A 19,611-nucleotide genomic window follows, 5' to 3' on the forward strand; every position below is an offset into this window, starting at 1 on the left:
GTGGACTGCCGGGTGCTCCCCCGTCCGCAGGAGGACGGGGCAACACCCGGTCCTCCCTCAGGATGCCCGCAGGTCGACCAGTTCGGCGATCGCCGTCCGGTGTTCTCCGGCCGAACCGAGTGCGATCTGGGCCGACTTGGCCCGCTTCAGGTACAGGTGGGCCGGATGTTCCCAGGTCATGCCGATGCCGCCGTGGAGCTGCACGCACTCCTCGGCGGCGCGCACGGCGACCCGGGCGCAGTACGCCTGGGCGACCGCCACCGCGAGCGGCGCCTCGGGGCTGGCGGTGGCGAGCGCGTCGGCGGCGTTGCGGGCGGCGGCCCGCGCGGAGACGACCTCCAGCCAGAGCTGCGCCATCCTGTGCTTGAGCGCCTGGAACGAGCCGACCGGCCGGTTGAACTGCTTGCGCTCGCGGGTGTACGTCACCGTCTCGGTCAGGCACCACTCGGCGACGCCCAGTTGCTCGGAGGCGAGCAGCCCGGCCCCGGCCAGCAGGCCCCGGCGCACGGCGGCGAGCGCCGTGTCCGCGTCGGCCAGCGGCGTGCCGCTGACGCCGTCGAGGGTGACGGCGGCCAGCGGGCGGGTCAGGTCGAGCGGCGTGAGCGGGGTGACCGCGACATCCGTGGCGTCGACGGCGTACAGGCCCTCGCCGGTCGGCACGAGGAGCACGTCGGCGGTGGCCGCGTCGGCGACCGCGCTGACGGTCCCGGCGAGCGTCCCGGGCAGCCGCACCGAGTGCGGGCCCGCCGAGAACGGCACGACGAGGGCCGCGGTCCGGCGCCCTGACGCCAACTCCCTTAGCAGGGAGGCGACTTCATCGATCTCTGGATCCAGCGCCAGGAGCACTTCGGTTGCTACGACGGCGCTGGTGAGGTACGGGACCGGCGCCACCGCGCGGCCGATCTCCTCCAGAACGACCGCGGCCTCACGGTGCGAGGCGCCCTGTCCGCCGAGCTTCTCGGGGACGAGCAGCCCCGCGAGGTCCATCCCGGCGCCGAGCGAGCGCCACAGCTCCGGGTCGTACGGCGTGTCCGACTCGGCGCGGGCGAGCGCGGACGGGGTGTCGGTGCGGTCGGCGAGCAGGGAGCGCACGGCCGCCCTGAGGTCGTCCTCGGCCTCCGAGTACAGCAGGTCGGGGGTGGCTTCCGCGTCGGTCTGCGCTGTCTGCGCTTTCATCGGGTCAGGTCCTTCCAGGCGACGTCCTTGTCGTTGCGCGGCTCGGCGGGCAGGCCGAGGACGCGTTCGGCGACGATGTTCAGGAGCACTTCGCTCGTGCCGCCCTCGATGGAGTTGCCCTTCGAGCGCAGATAGCGGTATCCGGCGTCGCGGCCGGTGAAGTCGACGAGTTCGGGCCGACGCATGGTCCAGTCGGAGTACAACAGGCCGTCCTGGCCCAGGAGTTCGACCTCCAGGCCGCTGATCTCCTGGTTGAGCCGGGCGAAGGCGAGCTTCATTCCGGAGCCCTCGGGGCCGGGCTGGCCCGCGACGAGCTGCTGGCGAAGGCGCTCGCCGGTGAGCCTGGCGACCTCGGCCTCCACCCACAGGGTGAGCAGCCGCTGGTGCAGGTCGTGGGTGCGCAGCTCGGGCCGGTCGCGCCAGGCGCGGGCGACCGGGCCGATCATGCCGCCCTCGCGCGGGATGCGCATGCCGCCGATGGAGACCCGCTCGTTCATGAGGGTGGTCTGGGCGACCTTCCAGCCCTCGCCGATCTCGCCGAGCCGGTGGGCGTCGGGGATGCGCACACCGGTGAGGAACACCTCGTTGAACTCGGCCTCGCCGGTGATCTGGCGCAGCGGCCGCACCTCGACACCGGGGTCGGTCATGTCGCAGATGAAGTAGCTGATGCCCTGGTGCTTGGGCAGGCCGGGGTCGGTGCGGGCGATCAGGATGGCCCAGCGGGCCAGGTGCGCGCTGGACGTCCACACCTTCTGCCCGTCGACCACCCAGCCGTCCCCGTCGCGTACGGCACGGGTGCCGAGCGCCGCGAGGTCGGAGCCAGCGCCGGGCTCGCTGAACAGCTGGCACCAGACCTCTTCGCCCACCCACAGCGGGCGCAGGAAGCGCCGCTTCTGCTCCTCGGTGCCGTACTTGAGGACGGTCGGCGCGGCCATGCCGAGGCCGATGCCGATCCGGCGGGGGTCGTTGTCGGGCGCCCCGGCGGCGGCGAGTTCGGCGTCGACGACGGCCTGGAGCGAGCGCGGCACGCCGAGGCCGCCGAGGCCGACCGGGTAGTGCACCCAGGCGAGCCCGGCGTCGAAGCGGGCCTTGAGGAAGTCGAGGGGCTCGGTGCCGGCGGGCGGGTGCTGAGCGAGCAACTCCCGCGTACGGGCGCGGAGTTCGGCGGCGTCGGTCATCGGGCTGCTCCGTCCGGGAGGACGACCACGCGGCCGGTGGTCGTGCCGTCGGCGACGCGCTGCACGGCGGCCGCGGCGTCCTTCAGCGGGACCCGCTCGCTGATGAGCGGCTTGATCGCGCCCTCGGCGGCGAGCTTGGTCAGCTGCTCGTGGCAGCGGACGATCGAGGCCGGGTCCTTCTGCGCGTACAGCCCCCAGTGCAGCCCGACGATCGAGTAGTTCTTCACCAGGGCGTGGTTGAGTGCGGGCGCCGGAACGGAACCGCTCGCGAAGCCGACGATCACGATCCGGCCCTCGAAGGCGACGCACTTCGCGGACTTGGCGTACGCGTCACCGCCGACCGGGTCGAAGATGACATCGGCGCCCCGCCCACCGGTGGCCTCCTTCACGGCGGCCACGATGTCGTCGGTGCGCCGGTCGATGACCAGATCGCACCCCAACTCCCGTGCCACAGCTGCCTTTTCGGGCCCACCGACGACGCCGATGACGCGCGCCCCGGCCGCCTTGCCGAGCTGTACGGCCGCGCTGCCCACTCCCCCGGCGGCGGCGTGCACGAGCAGCGTCTCGCCCTCCTGGAGGTGGGCCCGGCGGTGCAGTCCGAACACGCCGGTCTGGTAGCCGATGTGCAGGGCCGCGGCCTCGGCGTCGTCCAGGGCCTCGGGCGCGGGCAGCAGGGCCGCCTCGTCGGCGACGACGTACTCGGCGAGCCCGCCGTACGGCAGCGCGGGGTTGGCGATCACCCGGCGGCCGTCCTCGGTCTCGCCGCAGATCTCCACGCCCGGCGTGAACGGCAGCGGCGGGCGGATCTGGTACTGGCCCCGGCAGAGCAGCGCGTCGGGGAAGTTGATGTTCGCGGCGCGCACCCTCAGCAGCACCTGGCCCGGGCCCGGCACGGGCCGGTCCACCTCTTCGAGCCGCATCACCTGGCCCGGCTCGCCGTTCTCGTGCACTCGCCATGCCTGCATTCGGGGCCTCCACACGCTGGGCGCGATACGGCTGCGTACCGCTGAGTACGTTCCACTGCTCGCGGGCATACTAAGCGGTCGCTTGCGCGAAGGGAAACAGCTTGGCTGATCGGGCCCGCGTCCGGTGTACGGACCTGCGGCGGAACCGCGCCGGCCCGACGAGGAGACCATGCACCGTCAGGTCGCGGCGGAGCTCGGGCCCCGCACGGCCATGGCGGTTTGGCGCGGCAGCCGGTAAGGATGCGCCATGACGGACGACGCCGCACCGCCTCCGCGTCCCACCCACCCCGGGCTGCCCGCGCCTCCCCCGCTCGGGGCGTGCGCGCTGCCGCCCGGGACGTACGACGGCAGCGTGGTCCTGGTGACCGGGGGCGGGTCGGGGCTCGGCAAGGCGATGGCCGCCGAGTTCGCGCGGCTCGGCGCCGATCTCATGATCGTGGGCCGCTCGGCGGACCGGCTCAAGGCCGCCGAGCAAGAGCTGGCCGGGTTCGGCGGGCGGGTGGCGGCCGCGGTGTGCGACATCAGGGAGCCGGAGCGGATCGTCGAGGTCTTCGACGCGGCCGAGGCTGTGCTCGGCGTCCCGACCGTCCTGGTGAACAACGCCGCCGCCAACTTCCCTTCTCCGGCCGAGGACTTGTCGCCGAACGCCTGGCGGGCGGTCCTGGACATCACGCTGACCGGAACGTGGTTCATGACCCGCGAGTTCGCCCGCCGCCACCTCGCGGCCGGCACCCCCGGCTCGGTGATCAGCATCGGCGCCTCGTACGCCTGGACGGGCGGCCCGGGGCACGCCCATTCGGCGGCGGCGAAGGCGGGGGTGCGCAATCTCGTCGAGACGCTGGCCGTGGAGTGGGGGCCGTACGGCATCCAGGTCAACGGTCTGGTGCCCGGCCTGATGCCGCACCCCGATCTGCCGGAGGCGATCCGCGCCGGGCTCGACCGGGCCGCCGATGAGGGTGAACTGGCCCTGCGCCAGCCCGCGTTGCGGGTCGGGCTGCCGCGCGAGCTCGGCTGGGCGGCCACCTTCCTCGCCTCTCCGTACGCCAGGTTCATCAGCGGTCACACGCTGGTGGTGGACGGTGCGAACTGGCAGCGGCGCGCTCTGGTGACGCCGCCGGTGAGCAGCGTGCGGGAGCAGCTGGGGCGCGGGCCGTTCGGGGAGTAGCCCCGGTTCGGAAGGGCTCTCACTTCCCGTCGAAGGCCGGCGGGCGCCGGTCGGCCTTGGCGGCGTAGCCCTCGCGGGCGTCCTCGGAGGTGAGGGTGAGGGCGGCGGTCAGAGCCGTACGGTCGAGGGCCGCGGCGAGACCCGCGTCGGCGAAGGCGTCGATGTTGCGCTTGACGGACCGGACGGCCAGGGGCGCGTTGGCCGCGATCTCGGCCGCGAGATCGCTGCCGATGGAGTCCAACTCGCCCTGGGGGACGACGTGTTGTATCAGTCCGATGCGTTCGGCGGTGGGGGCGTCGATGCGGCGGCCGGTGAGCGCGAGCAGTTTGGCCCAGCCGGCGCCCGCGTCGCGCGCGATCCGCAGATCGCCGCCCGCGTCGACGGCCACGCCGATCCCGGTCTCGGGCAGCGCGAAGACGGCGTCGGCGGCGGCGATCCTGATGTCGGCCATCAGGGCCAGCTCGAAGCCGAAGCCGAGGCAGTAGCCCTGGGCGGCGGCGATGACGGGCTGCGGCAGTCCGGCGAAGGCGGCGAAGCGCTCGTGGACCCAGCGGATGCCTTCGTAGTAGTGGTGGGTGCGTTCGGCCGGGGAGCGTCCGGTGATGGCGCCGCCGGGGGCGGTGACGTCGATGCCGGCGCAGAAGGCGCGGCCCTCGGCCCGCAGCAGCACGACCCTGACCGACTCGTCGAAGCGGATGCGGTCGGCGAGCAGTCCCAGTTGGCGGCTGGACTCCCAGCTCCACCCGTTGAGCCTGTCCGGCCGGCACAGGCTGAGGACGCCGACGCCGGAGCCGGTGACATCGAGCCGAATCCGTTCCTCGCCCTCGGCGACCCGCCGGTCCAGGATGTCGATCATCACCTCACCCTTTCCTTATGCTGACTATCCGTCAGGTTCGTCGAGACTAAGGGACTTCCGTGCATGGCGCACCCCTGCGGGAGGGGTCGCCGCCGGGCCGGGTGAGGCTCCGGCCCGGGCTTTGGCAAGCCCTTGCTCTTCGTTGGGCGCGAGTTCACCGGTTCCCTCCACCGCCCCACACCCAACAACGCCACACTGACTGGCAGGTCCACGTCACTGGTCTCAACCGACAGCTCTGGAAGGGGCGTTCATGGCCGAGTTGACACGACGCAGACTGCTGGGATCGGCCGGAGCCATCGGCGGCGCGGCGGCACTGTCCCTGCTGCCGCCCAGTGTGCAAAAGGCCGTCGCCGCCGGACCACCGCGCAACGGCTCGCTGCGCGACGTCGAGCACGTCGTCATGCTGATGCAGGAGAACCGGTCGTTCGACCACTACTTCGGCACCCTCTCGGGCGTGCGCGGGTTCAGCGACCCGGGCGCCCTGAAGCTGCCCAACGGGCGTTCGGTGTTCTACCAGCCCGACGCGGTGAACCCGCGGGGCTACCTGCTGCCGTTCCACCTGGACACGCACAGCACCAGCGCGCAGGCCATCCCGTCCACGAGCCACGCCTGGGCCGTGCAGCACCAGGCGTGGAACGGCGGCAAGATGGACCAGTGGCTGCCCGCACACCGCAAGGCGGACGGCGTCAACGGGCCCTATGTGATGGGCTATTACACGCGCGAGGACATCCCGTTCCAGTTCGCGCTCGCGGAGACCTTCACCATCTGCGACAACTACTTCTGCTCCGTCTTCGGCCCGACCTGGCCGAACCGCCTGTACTGGATGACGGCCAGCATCGACCCGGGCGGCACCAAGGGCGGCCCGGTCACCAGCAACTCCGCGCCCACGCCGTACCGCTGGACGACGTACGCCGAGCGGCTCCAGGCCGCCGGGGTCAGCTGGAAGGTCTACCAGCAGGACGACGACTACGGCTGCAACCTGCTGGAGCAGTTCCAGGCCTTCCGCGACGCGAAGCCGGGCTCACCGCTGTACGAGCGCGGGGTGCGCCCGCAGCCCGAGGGCACCTTCGAGGACGACGCCCGCAACGACCGGCTCCCGGCGGTCTCCTGGATCATGCCGACGAGCTACCAGTCCGAGCACCCGGACTATCTGCCGGCCGCGGGGGCCGACTTCGTGTCCCAGAAGATCGAGGCCATCGCGTCCAACCCGAAGGTGTGGGCGAAGACCGCGTTCATCCTCAACTACGACGAGAACGACGGCCTGTTCGACCACGTGGCGCCGCCGACCCCGAAGGCGGGCACCGCGGACGAGTTCGTCGGCGGGCTGCCCATCGGCGGCGGCTTCCGGGTGCCCGCCATCATCATCTCGCCCTGGACCGTGGGTGGTTGGGTGGCGAGCGAAGCCTTCGACCACACCTCGGCGCTGCGCTTCCTGGAGCACTTCACGGGGGTCAAGGAGCCGAACATCAGCCAGTGGCGCCGCCGCACCTTCGGCGACCTGACCTCCGCCTTCCGCTTCAGCAGCACTTCGCCCCGGCCGCCGAAGCTGCCGGACGACACGGCGAAGCAGCTGGAGGAGGCCAAGCGCGAGGTGGCCACGCTGCCGAAGCCGACCCTGCCCGGCGCGACCCAGCACTTCCCCAAGCAGGAGCCGGGGCACCGGCCGCACGTGTAGGTCCCACCACCCTGCCCACAAGGCGCCTCCTCCGTCCGGGCTGCTCCCAGCCGGACGGAGGAGGTCCGCTCGCCTCAGGCCGTCGGGGTTGCCGAAGGGCTCGGCGCGCCCGAGTGGCGCTGCGGCAGCAGTGCCTTGCAGACCGCGAAGGCCTGCGCGGACTTGGGGTCGGAGGTGTTCAGGCCGCGCATGCCGCCCCCGGCGCCCGGGGAGGCCGAGGGAAGCACGACCCCGTGGTCCTTGAGGCAACTGGTGAAGGCCTTCATCGCGGTGCTGTCACCGCCACCACCCCGGCCGTTGAACTGCGGGCGCTGGCTCGCACAGGCCTGGGCGGCCTGTCGCTGGGCCGGATCCGCGGAGGCTCCGCCCCCGAAGCCGCCGAACCCGCCGCCTGCGCCCCCGGGCCGCCGGGCCGCGCCGCTCGGCCTTCCGGCGCCCTTCGGCCGGCCGCTGCCGCTCGGCCGGGGCGCCATCGTGACCCCGTGCTGCGCCAGGCACTGGCGGTAGGCGTCCATGCCCTTGGCCCCGGCGGAGCTGGAGGCGGCGGGCTTCGCCTGAGTGCTGGGGGCGGCGGCCGAGGACGAGCAGGCCGCGAGCAGCAGGCCGCAGGCGGCGACCGCGGTGGCGGAGACGGCGGCCCGCACGGCGATCGCGGTGCGCGCGGTGGCGGGCCGGCGCTTGGTCCAGGTCATGTCCGGTGTCTCCTCGGTGCGTCGGTCTGACGACGGCCTCGCTGGAGTGGTACGCCGTCGGCGACCCATGACTGAACCGCACCCGGGTGGGCGCCTCCGGGGGAAGGGCTGGGAGTTCCCTGGGCGTCCGGGCCCGTACGGGGCTCCAGGGGCACCCGTGGTGATCCGATACGTAACCCGACGCCCGCAATGCGAAGTTTCGCCCGTGTCGGCGCTCCCAGGGAACTCCCAGAAAGCTCCCAGGGGTTCCAAAGTGCGGGCGGCCAGGATCCGCCGTCATGAAGGTGCTCCCACGACGGCGCAAAGCCGTCCTGATCAACTCGGTGCTCGGTGTGGCCGTCCTGGCGGGTGCCGGCGGCGCCTACGCGGCAGTGACCAGCCACAGCGACACCCCCGCGCGGACCGGCTCGAAGACCGTCGCGGTCACCAAGGGCACGGTCCTCGCCACCGTGTCCGGCTCCGGCGCGCTGGCCTCGCCGAGCGACGCCGGGGTGAACTTCACCACCGGCGGCAAGCTCACCGAGGTCGACGTCAAGCCGGGCGACAAGGTGTCCCGGGGCCAGGTCCTCGGCAAGGTGGACGCCACCGCCGCCAAGGAGACCCTCGCCCAGGACGAGGCGTCGCTGACGGCGGCCCAGGCCAACCTCACCAAGGTGCAGGAGGGCCAGCCGAGTTCGAGCACGGCCTCCGGTTCGGGCGGCGGCTCCTCGACGCGGGGCTCCGCCAACACCGCGCCCGCCCCGGCCGCCTCGCCGACGGTCGACCCCGCGCAGCTCGCGCAGGCCGAGGCGCAGCTCACCCAGGCTCAGAACGCGGTGGACGCGGCGCAGCGCGCGGTGGACGGGACCACGCTCACGGCCCCGGTCGCCGGGACCGTGGCGTCCGTGTCGGCGAAGACGGGCGACACGGTCACCGGAACCGGCGGCAATGGCACGAGCGGGGGCAGCGGCGGCTCGGGCGGCGGATCCAACTCCGGCTCCAGCAACGCCAGTTCGGCGTCCTCCTCGGCCCTGTCCGGCTTCGTGGTCCTCACCAATCCGTCCGGCATGCAGGTCACCGCGAACTTCTCGGAGGCCGACGCGCTCAAGGTGAAGCCCGGCCAGGCGGCCACGGTCACGCTGAACGCGGAGTCGGGCACGGTCCTCAACGCCAAGGTTCTGTCGGTCAGTTCACTGCCCGTCAGCTCCGGATCGGGCTCCGGCGGGGGCGGCGGCAGCAACAGTTCGGGGAGCGCCGTGCAGTACGCGGCCACCCTCACCATCACCAGCCCCACCACCAACCTGCGCACCGGGCTCAGCGCGAGCATCCAGGTCGTCACGGGCGAGGCGTCCGGCGCCCTGTCGGTGCCGACGGCCGCGGTGACCGGCACCGGCGCCGACCGTACGGTGACCGTGGTCAAGGCCGACGGCACCACCGAGCGCACTCCGGTCACGGTGGGCCTGGAGGGCGACAGCTCCGACCAGATCCTCAGCGGTCTGAGCGAGGGCGAGAAGGTACAGCTGGCCAGCGTGTCCGCGACGGGCAACGGCGGCTTCCCGAGCGGCGCCTTCCCCGGCGGCCTCGGCGGCGGCGGTGGCGCGCGCACCCGTGGGGGCGGCGGCACCGGCGGCGGTGGCGGCGGCTTCCGTGCCGGTGGTGGCGGGGGTGGCCGCGGATGACGCCGCCCCTGTGGCCGCGCACAACCGCGGCGCTGCCCGAGGCAGCGTCCGGCGACGGGCCCTGGGCCCCGGCGCCGGTGATCGAGGTGCGCTCCCTGATCAAGACGTACGGACACGGCGACGCGGCCGTCCACGCGCTCAGCGGACCCATCGACCCGGTGAGCGGCCGGGCCCTCGGCGTCGAACTCGTCGTACAGCAGGGCGACTTCGTGGCCGTGATGGGAAGTTCGGGCTCGGGCAAGTCGACCCTGATGAACATCCTGGGCTGCCTCGACGTGCCGACCTCCGGCCGGTACCTGCTCGACGGCATCCATGTCGGCGGCCTGGACGAGCGCCAGTTGTCGCTGGTGCGCAACCGCAAGATCGGCTTCGTCTTCCAGTCGTTCAACCTGGTGCCGCGCACCCCCGCGCTCGCCCAGGTCGAGCTGCCGCTGGCGTACGCGGGTGTGAAGCCCGCCGAGCGGCGCCGGCGGGCCGAGGCGGCGCTCACCCTGGTCGGGCTCGCCGACCGGATGGACCACCGCCCCAACGAGCTCTCCGGCGGCCAGCAACAGCGCGTGGCCGTCGCCCGGGCGCTGGTCACCGCGCCCGCGATGCTGCTCGCGGACGAGCCCACCGGAAACCTCGACAGCCACAGCACCGAGGAGGTGCTCGCCGTCGTCGACCGGCTCAACGCGGCGGGACGCACCGTCGTGCTGATCACGCATGAGGACGAGGTGGCCCGGCACGCCAAGCGGGTCATCCGGCTCGTCGACGGAAGGATCGTCGAGGATGTGCGGCAGGCTCCCGTCGACGGTCCGCCGCCCGCCCTGCGCGAGGACGACTCCCTGGTCGGAGGCGGCCGGTGAACCCGTTCGAGACGCTGCGCTTCGCCTTCGGCGGGCTCGCGGCGAACAAGGTGCGCTCCGCGCTGACGATGCTCGGGGTGCTGATCGGTGTGGCCGCGGTCATCGTGCTGCTCGCGGTCGGCAACGGCTCCTCGCAGGCCGTGAAGAACTCGATCGAGAAGCTCGGCACCAACGCGCTCACGGTGTCCTCGGGCGGCGGCTTCGGCGGCTCGCGCTCGTCCGGCGCCACCGTCACCAAGCCGCTGACCGTGGACGACGCTCGGGCGCTCGCCGACCCCGCGTCCGCTCCGCACATCGAGTCGGTCGCCCCGGAGACCACCACCTCCCAGACCGCGCTGTACGAGGGCACGTCGCACTCGGTGAGTCAGGTCGTGGGCACCTACCCGGCGTACTTCAAGGCGTCCAACAGCAAGGTGACCAAGGGCGACTACTTCAGCTCCGACGACGTGCTCGGCTCGCGCAAGGTGGCCGTGATCGGCTCGACCACGGCGACCGACGTGTTCGGCACGGACGACCCGGTCGGCAAGAAGATGACGCTGGGCGGCACGCCGTTCACGGTGGTCGGCGTCCTCGCCACCAAGGGCGGCACCGGGTTCCAGGACCCGGACGACGTGGTGATCGCGCCGCTGCCGACCGTGCAGAACGCCTTCACCGGGTTCGGGTCGATCGGCCAGATCCTCGTCGAGGCGAAGTCCGCCGACGCGACGACCCAGGCGCAGAACGAGATCACGACCGTCCTGATGGGCCGGCACGGCATCAAGGACCCGAACGCGCTGGACTTCCGGGTCAGCAGCCAGGCTTCCCTGCTCACCACGCAGGCCGACACCAACAAGACGTTCACGGTGCTGCTCGGCGCGGTGGCAGCGATCTCCCTGCTCGTCGGCGGGATCGGCATCACCAACATCATGCTGGTCACGGTCACCGAGCGGACCCGGGAGATCGGCATCCGCAAGGCGATCGGGGCGCCGCGCGGCGTGATCCTCGGGCAGTTCCTCGCCGAGTCGACACTGCTCTCGCTGATCGGCGGCGGGCTCGGCGTCGCGGCGGGTCTGATCGGCTCGCACTTCACGATCGTCGGCATCAAGCCGGTGATCATCCCCGAATCGGTCGTCGGCGCCTTCGCGATCGCCGTGGCCATCGGGCTGTTCTTCGGCGGCTACCCGGCCAACCGGGCCGCGGGTCTGCGGCCCATCGAAGCCCTGCGGCACGAGTGAACCCCATGTACGGACAGGGAGAGGACATGTTCGGCAACGCCGAGATTTTGGAGAGCGTCGGCCCCACGGAGACCGGCGATCCGGAGGACATCCTCGCCGAGCCACCGGACACCCGGGACATTTCGGCCGAGCTCAGCGCACCGCCGCGGCAGCAGCTGCCCTGGCTGACGCTGCTGCTCGCGGGCGGTGTGGTGGCGGGGCTCGCCTTCGCCGGCGGCGCCCTCGTGGAGAAGAACCAGAGCCAGGGCAGCACGCCGTCCGCGGCCGCCCGCGGCGGCGCCGCGCAGAGCGGTCAGGGCGGCCAGCGCCAGGGGTTCGGTGCCGGGCAGGGCGGCCAGAGCGGCCAGCGGCAGGGCGGCGGCATCCCGGGCGCGGCGGGCGGGCTGACCATCGGTACGGTGAAGCTCGTCGACGGCAGCACGATTTACGTCACCGACACCCAGGGCAACGTCGTCAAGGTCACCACGGCCGGCAGCACCCAGGTCACCGAGTCCAAGAGCGGCAAGGTGTCCGATCTGCAGCCCGGCCAGACGGTGACGGTCCGCGGCAGTCAGAATGCCTCCGGGGACGTCGCGGCGACCACCGTCACCCAGGGCGGCGCGAGCGGTTTCGGCGGTGGCCGGGGCTGACCGCGCACCCACCGCCCACGCCGCCACGAGGAGGAACCCGATGGAAACGGCCACGCCCGAGGCGAGCCTGCTGGTCGTCGACGACGAGCCCAACATCCGGGAACTGCTGTCGGCCTCGCTGCGCTTCGTCGGCTTCAAGGTCGTCTCGGCGGCCACCGGGGCCGACGCGCTGGCCGCCGTCGCCAAGGAGCGCCCGGATCTGGTGGTGCTCGATGTGATGCTGCCCGACATGACGGGTTTCGCCGTCGTGCGCAGGCTGCGCGAGGAGCCCGGCGGCGGCCCGGGCCCCGACCATCTGCCGGTGCTCTTCCTCACCGCCAAGGACGGCGTCGACGACAAGATCAGCGGCCTCACTGCGGGCGGCGACGACTACGTCACCAAGCCGTTCAGCCTGGAGGAGCTGATCGCCCGGATCCGCGCGATCCTGCGCCGCACCGGCGGCCCGAGCGGCGAGGGCCGCCTGGTGGCGGGCGACCTCGAACTCGACCCGGTGGGCCACCAGGTCCTGCGGGCGGGGCGGCCGGTCTCCCTCTCCCCGACCGAGTTCAAACTGCTCGCCTACCTGATGACCAACGCCGACCGCGTCGTGTCCAAGCCGCAGATCCTCGACCATGTGTGGGCGTACGACTTCGGCGGCGACCTCAGCATCGTCGAGTCGTACATCTCGTACGTGCGCCGCAAGGTGGACTCCGGGGCCGACGGCGCGCCCAAGCTCATCCACACCGTGCGCGGCATCGGCTATGTGCTGCGTCGGCCGCAGTCCTGAGGTGCCCGCCCGATGCTGAGATACCTCCGGGCGAGGCTCGGGTGGCTGCCGCGCCGCTTCGCCGCCCTTTCGCTGCGCTCGCGGCTCGTGCTGCTCGCCATGGCGCTGGTCGCGCTCGGGCTCACGGTGAGCGACACCGTCGTCCTGAGCTCGGTGCGCGGCCAGTTGGTGCAGCGGGTGGACCAGCAGCTGAACCGGTTCGGGGATTCGGTGGCGCACCGGGTCGGCGTCGAGGGCACCCCGGCGCCGCGTGCGGGCCGGTCCGGCCGGGCCTGGCTGCCCAGCCAGTACGTGATCGCCTTCGCGGCCGACGACGGCAAGGTCACCGAGCAGTTCCGCCAGCCCGTCGCGGCGGGCGACCCCCGGCCGCTGTGGCCGGTGATGGACGCGGACGAGCTGCGGGCCCACCTGGGCAAGCCCTTCGAGGTGCCCAGCGATCACGGCGGCGGCACTTGGCGGATGCTGATCGTGCCGGTCGCCGGCGGCGACCCGGCGCTGCCCGCCGGCGTCGTCGTGGCCGCGCCCCTGGAAGAGGTCTCCTCCACGGTCGACCACCTCGCCACGGCCTTCCAGCTCATCGGCGTCGTCGTGGCCCTGCTGCTCGGGGTGGCGGGCTGGTTCGCGGTACGGGCGGGGCTACGTCCGCTGCGCCGCATCGAAGCCACGGCGGCGGAGATCGCGGCCGGACGCCCGCTCTCGCACCGCATGCCGGATGCCTCACCGCGTACCGAAGCGGGCCGGCTGACCAGTGCGCTCAACGGGATGCTGGCGCAGCTGGAGTCCGCGTTCGCGGCGCGCGCCGAGTCGGAGGAGCAGATGCGGCGCTTCGTCGCGGACGCCTCCCATGAGCTGCGCACGCCGCTGGCCGGCATCCGGGGCTTCGCCGAGCTGTACCGGATGGGCGCGCTCCCCGACGACGCCGATGTGAAGCGCACGATGGCCCGCATCGAGAGCGAGGCGGTGCGCCTGGGCGGCCTGGTCGAGGACCTGCTCACCCTGGTCCGCATGGACGAGCAGCGCCCGCTCCAGCTCGCCCCGATGGATCTGCGCACCCTGGCGGTGGACGCCCTGCACGACACGCGGGCCCTCGACCCGACCCGCGAGGTGACGCTGACCGGGCCGGGCGGCGAGGGCGCGCCCGGGCCCGCCCCGGTACTCGGCGACGAGGCACGGCTGCGTCAGGTGGTCGCGAACCTCGTCGGCAACGCGGTCGCGCACACGCCGTCGGGTTCCCCGGTACGCATCGGGGTGGGCGCCGTCGACGGCCACGGCATCATCGAGGTCGCCGACTCGGGCCCGGGCCTCGTCCCCGAACAGGCGGCCCGCGTCTTCGAGCGGTTCTACCGCGTGGACGCCTCGCGCAGTCGGCAGACCGGGGGCGGGGCAGGTCTTGGCCTGGCGATCGCCTCGGCGCTCGTCCAGGCCCACAAGGGGCAGGTCGAGCTGGAGACCGCTCCGGGCGAGGGCGCGCTCTTCCGCGTGCTGCTCCCCGCGGCACCCTGACCGGCTCCCACTCCCCCGGACCGGCCCGAGTGCGGACGGGACCGAGGGCTCCTAGCGTGGCTTCATGATCCGGTTCGAGCAGGTCAGCAAGGTCTACCCGGACGGTACCCGTGCCGTCGACGACCTGTCCTTCGAGGTCGCGGAGGGCGAACTGGTCACGCTCGTCGGCCCGTCCGGCTGCGGCAAGACGACCACGATGATGATGGTGAACCGGCTCATCGAGCCCACCTCCGGCCGCATCCTCGTCGACGGCGAGGACATCGCCACCCTCGACCCGGTCAAGCTGCGCCGCAGGATCGGTTACGTCATCCAGCAGGTCGGGCTCTTCCCGCACCGTACGGTCCTCGACAACACGGCGACCGTCCCGGCGCTGGTCGGCTGGAAGCGGGCGAAGGCCCGGGCGCGGGCGGCCGAACTGCTCGACCTCGTCGGCCTCGACCCGGCCACGTACGGCCCGCGCTACCCGGCCCAGCTCTCGGGCGGCCAGCGCCAACGGGTGGGCGTGGCCAGGGCGTTGGCAGCGGACCCTCCCGTCCTCCTCATGGACGAACCGTTCGGAGCGGTCGACCCGGTCGTCCGCGAACGCCTCCAGAACGAGTTCCTCAGCCTCCAGGCGACCGTGCGCAAGACGGTCCTCCTGGTCACCCATGACATCGAGGAGGCCGTACGGATGGGCGACCGCATGGCGGTGTACGGGGCCGGGCGCATCGAGCAGTTCGACACCCCGGCGTCGGTCCTGGGGGCGCCGTCCACCTCGTACGTGGCCCAATTCGTGGGCGCGGACCGGGGGTTGAAGCGCCTCTCGGTCACCACGGTCGAACCGGACGACCTGGAACAGCCGCCGATCGTACGGCTCGACGAACCCGCGGAGGCGGCCGCGGCCCGGCTGCGCGGCGAGGAGGCGCGCTGGGCCGTGGTGCTCAACGAGGAGGGCGAGCTGCACGGCTGGGTCGCGGCGGACGAGCTCTCCCTCGCGGGGGCCGGCTCGGTCGCCGACCTGGCCCGGCGCATGGAGGCGTGGGTGCCGGTCGGGGCCCCGCTCAAGCAGGCGTTCAGCGAGATGCTCCAGTACGACGCGGGCTGGGTCGCCGTGGTGGACGGCGCCCGCTTCCTCGGCGTCCTGACCCCGGCGAAGCTGCACGAGGCCCTACGGAGGTCGGTGGACGCGGACGCGCTGGGGGTGGCGCGGGGGGAGGTGGACTTCGACTCTGTCGCGGATGCGTGAGGGGTGGCTGCGGTGAGGGTGCCTGCCCACCCTCCCACCCGTTCCGCGGGGTTGAACAGGCTCGGCCCCAAAGCCCCCTGGAGGCTCCGCCCCCAGACCCACATCCCCTTGGTCCGCAGCTTGGTGGTCCGTTCTGCCCACCCTCCCCCAAGCTCTTATGGAGCAGAGGGGACCCCCATCGCCCTGCGGAACGACTGCCCACAACGGACGACGGGCTCCTATGCGCCGCGAATGCAAGCCCCCACCACCGCCCCGTCTGGCGATCAAGAACGTCGAGCCACCCCGGGCCGGGAGGCACGCACGGACGGCACCCGCCCCTGGCCGGGCGGGCATACACGGACACCAGCCCACTCCTCAGCCCGTCCGGCGTTTGAGGACGAGCGCCCTTAAGGCGCGAACGGGGGTCCGGGGGCGGAGCCCCCGAAGCAGGGGTGCAGGGGACGAAGTCCCCGCAGGGGGTCTGGGGCGCAGCCCCCGCCGGGGTCCGAGGGGCGGAGCCCCTCGGGGGGTCTGGGGCGCAGCCCCAGGTCTCAGCCCTCCCCACCCCCGTCACGGGCGGGCAGGTGGGCAAACCCCCGGGGGCGCAGGGGGCGGAGCCCCCGCAAGGGGTCTGGGGCGCAGCCCCAGGGCTCAGCTCATCCAACCCTGAGCAACGGGCGGGCAGGTGGGCAAACGCCCCGGGGTCTGGGGCGGAGCCCCAGGAGGGCGGACCTGGCCGGGTGGAAACCCGGGCCCGCATGACCCTTACGTTCCGCGGAGCGCGTGGCTACCATCCGGTAGCCCTCGTAACGGGCCCCCACAACACCCCCCGCTGGAGCCGCCATGCGCCTCGCCACCGCCGCCACCGCGCTCGCCCTGCTCACCGGCACGCTCACACTCGCCCCCGCCGCGCAGGCGGTCCCCGCCCCCACCCCCGTACCCGTCGTGTTCGTGCACGGCCGCAACGCCGACCCCGGGGTGTGGGGCACCATGAAGGACCGCTTCAGGCAGGCCGGTTACCCCGACGGCGACCTCTTCGCCTGGGGGTACGACTCCAGCCAGTCGACCAATGAGGTGCTGGCCGGCCAGTTCGCCGCGTACGTCGACTCCGTGCGCGCCCAGACCGGCGCCGCGCAGGTGGACATCGTCGCGCACAGCCAGGGCAGCCTCCCCACCCGCTGGTATGTGAAGTTCGGCGGCGGCACGCAGGTGGTGCGGCACTGGGTCTCGCTCGGCGGGCCCAACCACGGGACGAGTCTGGCGTGGGCGTGTTCGATCTGGGACCAGGGGTGCCGGGACATGACGCCGAACTCGTACGTGGAGAGCCATCTGGCGAGCGGCAACGAGACGCCGGGCCCCACCCAGTACGCCACGTTCTGGTCGGACTGCGACGGCTTCATCCTGCCCAACAGCAGCGTGCCGCTGTCCGGCGCGGTCAACACCGACGTCGGCTGCCTCGCCCACAACGACTTGCTGACCGACGCCCCCACCGCTGAGGGAGTCCTCAACTTCCTTGAACAATAAGGATATTGACGCCACATCAGGCCTGATCAGATCAGGTGCTTCGACTTGAGATAGTTCCTCGCCACGTCCTGCGGCAGTCGGCGCCAGCTGTCGACCTGTTCGTTCAGGGAGGCGAGGTCGGCCGTGGTGAGCACCGTGTTGAGCTTGTCCAGCGCGCCGGTCACCCCCGTGCTGCCGGCGCGTGAGCGGTTCACCACCGGCACGATGTAGTCCGCGTTCTGGAGGTGCTTGTCGTCGGCGAGCAGCACCAGGCCGAACGCGGAGAGCGTGGCGTCCGTCGTAGTGGTCAGGACCATCTGGTCCTGACCACTCTGGACGGCCTGCTTTGCCTGTGTCGTGCCGACCCCCTTGGGGTCGACGGCCGTGACATCGATGCCGTACGTCTTCTTCAACCCCGGTTCGCAGTAAGGACGTTGGACACATTCGTCGCCCGCCGCGAGCCGTACCGGAAGCTTCGCCGCACCGAGGTCGCTCAGCGTCTTGAGGTGGTGCTCGCGTGCGTACGACTCCGCGACGGCGAACGCGTTCTGGTCGACCGCCCTGCCCGGGTCGAGGACCGTGAGGCCGCGCGGGGTGGCCAACGCCCGCAGTGCGGTCATCGTCCGGTTCAGGTCGGGTGAGCCGACCGGCTTCGCGTCGGGCCCGTGGGCCTTGGCGTTGAGCCAGTCGGCGAAGGTGGCCGCGTACTCGGGCACCACGTCGATCTGCCCGCTCTCCAGAGCGGGTTCATAGATCTCCCGGTTGGTCACGGAGAGGATCTTCGTGCTGTAGCCCGCCTCGCCGAGGAGCAGCGCGTACATCTGGGCGAGGACGTCGCTCTCGGTGAACCCGGCGGTGCCGATCGTCAGGTGCTTGCTGTCGCCGGGCGGTGCGGTGACCGAGCCCTGCTTCTCCAGGCTCGGCCCGGTGGTGCAGGCGGCGACCGTCGTCAGGGTGAGGCCGGCCATCAACAGGCGCGACCTCAACAGCCGCTGCCTCATCCGAAGCCGCCCCTCGCCCACTGCGGCGCGAACCGCTGGACCACCTCGAAGATGCCCTCCACCACCAGCGCGAAGACCGCCACGAGTACGGCGCCCGCCACCACTTGGGGCGTCGAGGCGAGGTTGAACCCGGCCGTGATGATCCGGCCGAGCCCACCGCCTCCCGCGAGGGCTGCCAGCGTGGCGGTCGCGACGAGCTGGACGGCGGCGATCCGCACGCCGGTGAGGATCAGCGGCAGGGCGAGGGGAAGTTCGACGCGGAGCAGGAGTTGGCGTCCGGTCATCCCCATGCCCCGAGCCGCCCGCACCACGTCGCGGTCGACCTCGCGCATGCCGACGTAGGCGTTGGTGAGCAGCGGCGGCACGGCGAAGAGGATCAGCGCGACGATGGTCGGCCACTCGCCGTAGTTGCCGAGCGGGGTCAGCAGGAGCAGCACGAGAACGGCGAAGGTGGGCACGGCCCGGCCCACGTTCGAGATGTTGACGGCGAGCGTCCCGCCCTTGCCGAGGTGGCCGAGCACGAGCGCCACGGGCAGCGCGATGAGGCAGCTCAGGACGAGGCACAGCGCGGTGAGCCAGAGGTGTTCGCCGAGCCGGTGCCAGATGCCGTTCTCGCCGGACCAGTGGGCGGCGGAGGTGAGCCACGACCAGGCGTCGGAGAGCGTGTTCATGCGGGTTCCGCCCTCGTCCAGGGCGTAAGGAGCCGCTGGATGCCGAGCAGCACCAGATCGGCGGCGACGGCGATCACCACGCACAGCACGGAGGCGGTGAGCACCTGTGCCTTGAAGTAGGTGTTCATCCCGGAGTAGATCAGGTTGCCGAGCCCGCCGTAACCGACGATGGCGCCGACCGTCACCAGGGAAACCGCGGACACGGTGGCGATGCGGAGACCGGCCATGGCGGCGGGCACGGCGAGCGGGAGTTCCACGGCCAGGAGCAGCCGTACCGGCCCGTAACCCATGCCCCGGGCCGCCTGCCGGGTGTCCTCGGGGACGGCGCGCAGCCCGGCCAGGATGTTCCGGACGAGCAGCGTCAGCGAGTACAGGACCAGGCCCGCGATGACGATGGACGCCGAGAGCCCGTACACCGGGAGCAGCAGCGAGAACATGGCGAGGGACGGGATGGTGTAGAGCACCGTCGTGATGCCCAGGACCGGACCCGCGGCCCAGCGCCAGCGGCGGGCCGCGACGGCCAGCGGCACGGCGATGACCAGGCCGAGCAGCACCGACACGGCCGTGAGGTGGAGGTGCTGGAGCACCGCGTCCCAGAGGATCTGCCGGCGGCTCGACAGGTAGGCGCCGCAGATCCATTCGTTGCGCGCGAGGCAGTCGTCGGGAGGCGCGGTCACCCGTCCATTGGAGCCCCCGGCCCGGGCCGGCCGCGCGTCCTGCTGGGCTGTCCGGGGCATACGTTGTGATACCTGGCCAAAAGGGGGACGCTCGGGGTAAGTGCGGCCGGGAGCCACCGGAGCGTCGAGGCCACCCGCCCGGTCGGGGATGGGGTGCGTTTCGCGAGGACCTGGAGAAGGGGGCTCGCCGTCCTTGGCTGACCACCGCCCGGCCTCCTGAGGCCGGACCA

The 19,611-nt window shown here is 72.4% G+C and carries 18 protein-coding genes; 10 read left to right on the forward strand and 8 right to left on the reverse strand.

Translation table 11 applies throughout. From position 1 onward, the window contains the following. Positions 1-57: 57 nt before the first annotated feature. Genes OHA17_RS03150 through OHA17_RS03160 form a run of 3 tightly spaced genes read right to left on the reverse strand, consistent with a single transcriptional unit; the run spans position 58 to position 3,319 of the window. Positions 58-1,176, reverse strand: coding sequence for an acyl-CoA dehydrogenase family protein (locus OHA17_RS03150; RefSeq protein ID WP_406503812.1), 1,119 nt, complete (start codon positions 1,174-1,176; stop codon positions 58-60). Then, a complete protein-coding gene (locus OHA17_RS03155) occupies positions 1,173-2,354 on the reverse strand; it encodes an acyl-CoA dehydrogenase family protein (protein ID WP_406503814.1) in 1,182 nt (393 codons plus the stop codon). The genes OHA17_RS03150 and OHA17_RS03155 overlap by 4 nt, the downstream gene beginning before the upstream one ends. After that, positions 2,351-3,319 carry an NADPH:quinone oxidoreductase family protein gene (locus OHA17_RS03160; protein WP_406503816.1) on the reverse strand — a complete coding sequence of 323 codons (969 nt, stop codon included), beginning with the start codon at positions 3,317-3,319 and terminating at the stop codon, positions 2,351-2,353. The genes OHA17_RS03155 and OHA17_RS03160 overlap by 4 nt, the downstream gene beginning before the upstream one ends. Before the next feature lie 247 nt (positions 3,320-3,566). Here OHA17_RS03160 and OHA17_RS03165 point away from each other — a divergent pair, with 247 nt between their 5' ends. Beyond that, positions 3,567-4,484, forward strand: coding sequence for an SDR family oxidoreductase (locus OHA17_RS03165; RefSeq protein WP_406503818.1), 918 nt, complete (start codon positions 3,567-3,569; stop codon positions 4,482-4,484). 19 nt (positions 4,485-4,503) lie between these two features. On the opposite strand, the gene OHA17_RS03170 is transcribed toward OHA17_RS03165, so the two are convergent. After that, positions 4,504-5,340: an enoyl-CoA hydratase/isomerase family protein gene (locus OHA17_RS03170; RefSeq protein ID WP_406503820.1), complete on the reverse strand. Its 837-nt coding sequence runs from the start codon at positions 5,338-5,340 to the stop codon at positions 4,504-4,506. 250 nt (positions 5,341-5,590) lie between these two features. Between OHA17_RS03170 and OHA17_RS03175 the strand changes: the two genes are divergently transcribed. Beyond that, positions 5,591-7,015, forward strand: a complete 1,425-nt coding sequence (locus OHA17_RS03175; RefSeq protein ID WP_406503822.1) for an alkaline phosphatase family protein — start codon at positions 5,591-5,593, stop codon at positions 7,013-7,015. A gap of 74 nt (positions 7,016-7,089) precedes the next feature. Here the strand turns inward: OHA17_RS03175 and OHA17_RS03180 are convergent, their stop codons facing one another. Beyond that, positions 7,090-7,707, reverse strand: coding sequence for a hypothetical protein (locus OHA17_RS03180; protein ID WP_406503824.1), 618 nt, complete (start codon positions 7,705-7,707; stop codon positions 7,090-7,092). Between the two features lie 278 nt (positions 7,708-7,985). On the opposite strand from OHA17_RS03180, the gene OHA17_RS03185 reads away from it, so the two are divergent. The 8 genes from OHA17_RS03185 to OHA17_RS03220 all read left to right on the forward strand — a co-directional run bounded on the left by OHA17_RS03185 (position 7,986) and on the right by OHA17_RS03220 (position 17,053). Beyond that, complete coding sequence (locus OHA17_RS03185; RefSeq protein ID WP_406503826.1) at positions 7,986-9,365, forward strand: efflux RND transporter periplasmic adaptor subunit; 1,380 nt, start codon at positions 7,986-7,988, stop codon at positions 9,363-9,365. Next, positions 9,362-10,213, forward strand: a complete 852-nt coding sequence (locus tag OHA17_RS03190) for an ABC transporter ATP-binding protein (RefSeq protein ID WP_406503828.1) — start codon at positions 9,362-9,364, stop codon at positions 10,211-10,213. The genes OHA17_RS03185 and OHA17_RS03190 overlap by 4 nt, the downstream gene beginning before the upstream one ends. After that, a complete protein-coding gene (locus OHA17_RS03195) occupies positions 10,210-11,427 on the forward strand; it encodes an ABC transporter permease (protein WP_406503830.1) in 1,218 nt (405 codons plus the stop codon). The genes OHA17_RS03190 and OHA17_RS03195 overlap by 4 nt, the downstream gene beginning before the upstream one ends. Positions 11,428-11,453: 26 nt before the next feature. After that, complete coding sequence (locus tag OHA17_RS03200; protein WP_406503832.1) at positions 11,454-12,056, forward strand: DUF5666 domain-containing protein; 603 nt, start codon at positions 11,454-11,456, stop codon at positions 12,054-12,056. 40 nt (positions 12,057-12,096) lie between these two features. After that, positions 12,097-12,822, forward strand: a complete 726-nt coding sequence (locus OHA17_RS03205; protein ID WP_053730201.1) for a response regulator transcription factor — start codon at positions 12,097-12,099, stop codon at positions 12,820-12,822. Positions 12,823-12,834: 12 nt separating this feature from the next. After that, a complete protein-coding gene (locus OHA17_RS03210; protein WP_406503834.1) occupies positions 12,835-14,325 on the forward strand; it encodes a sensor histidine kinase in 1,491 nt (496 codons plus the stop codon). A gap of 64 nt (positions 14,326-14,389) precedes the next feature. Continuing rightward, positions 14,390-15,550: a betaine/proline/choline family ABC transporter ATP-binding protein gene (locus OHA17_RS03215; protein ID WP_406503836.1), complete on the forward strand. Its 1,161-nt coding sequence runs from the start codon at positions 14,390-14,392 to the stop codon at positions 15,548-15,550. Between the two features lie 822 nt (positions 15,551-16,372). After that, complete coding sequence (locus tag OHA17_RS03220; protein WP_406503838.1) at positions 16,373-17,053, forward strand: triacylglycerol lipase; 681 nt, start codon at positions 16,373-16,375, stop codon at positions 17,051-17,053. A 26-nt stretch (positions 17,054-17,079) separates the two neighbouring features. On the opposite strand, the gene OHA17_RS03225 is transcribed toward OHA17_RS03220, so the two are convergent. From OHA17_RS03225 to OHA17_RS03235, 3 genes are read right to left on the reverse strand one after another with little or no spacing between them, the layout of a single operon-like run. Continuing rightward, positions 17,080-18,000, reverse strand: a complete 921-nt coding sequence (locus tag OHA17_RS03225) for an ABC transporter substrate-binding protein (RefSeq protein ID WP_406510621.1) — start codon at positions 17,998-18,000, stop codon at positions 17,080-17,082. 29 nt (positions 18,001-18,029) lie between these two features. Continuing rightward, the gene (locus OHA17_RS03230; RefSeq protein ID WP_398873571.1) at positions 18,030-18,704 is read right to left on the reverse strand and encodes an ABC transporter permease; all 675 of its coding nucleotides are present in this window, start codon (positions 18,702-18,704) and stop codon (positions 18,030-18,032) included. Next, complete coding sequence (locus tag OHA17_RS03235) at positions 18,701-19,381, reverse strand: ABC transporter permease (protein ID WP_053728444.1); 681 nt, start codon at positions 19,379-19,381, stop codon at positions 18,701-18,703. The genes OHA17_RS03230 and OHA17_RS03235 overlap by 4 nt, the downstream gene beginning before the upstream one ends. Positions 19,382-19,611: the final 230 nt, after the last annotated feature.

Origin of the sequence: Streptomyces sp. NBC_00212, assembly GCF_045206365.1 — a bacterium.
In the GTDB taxonomy this organism is placed as follows: domain Bacteria; phylum Actinomycetota; class Actinomycetes; order Streptomycetales; family Streptomycetaceae; genus Streptomyces.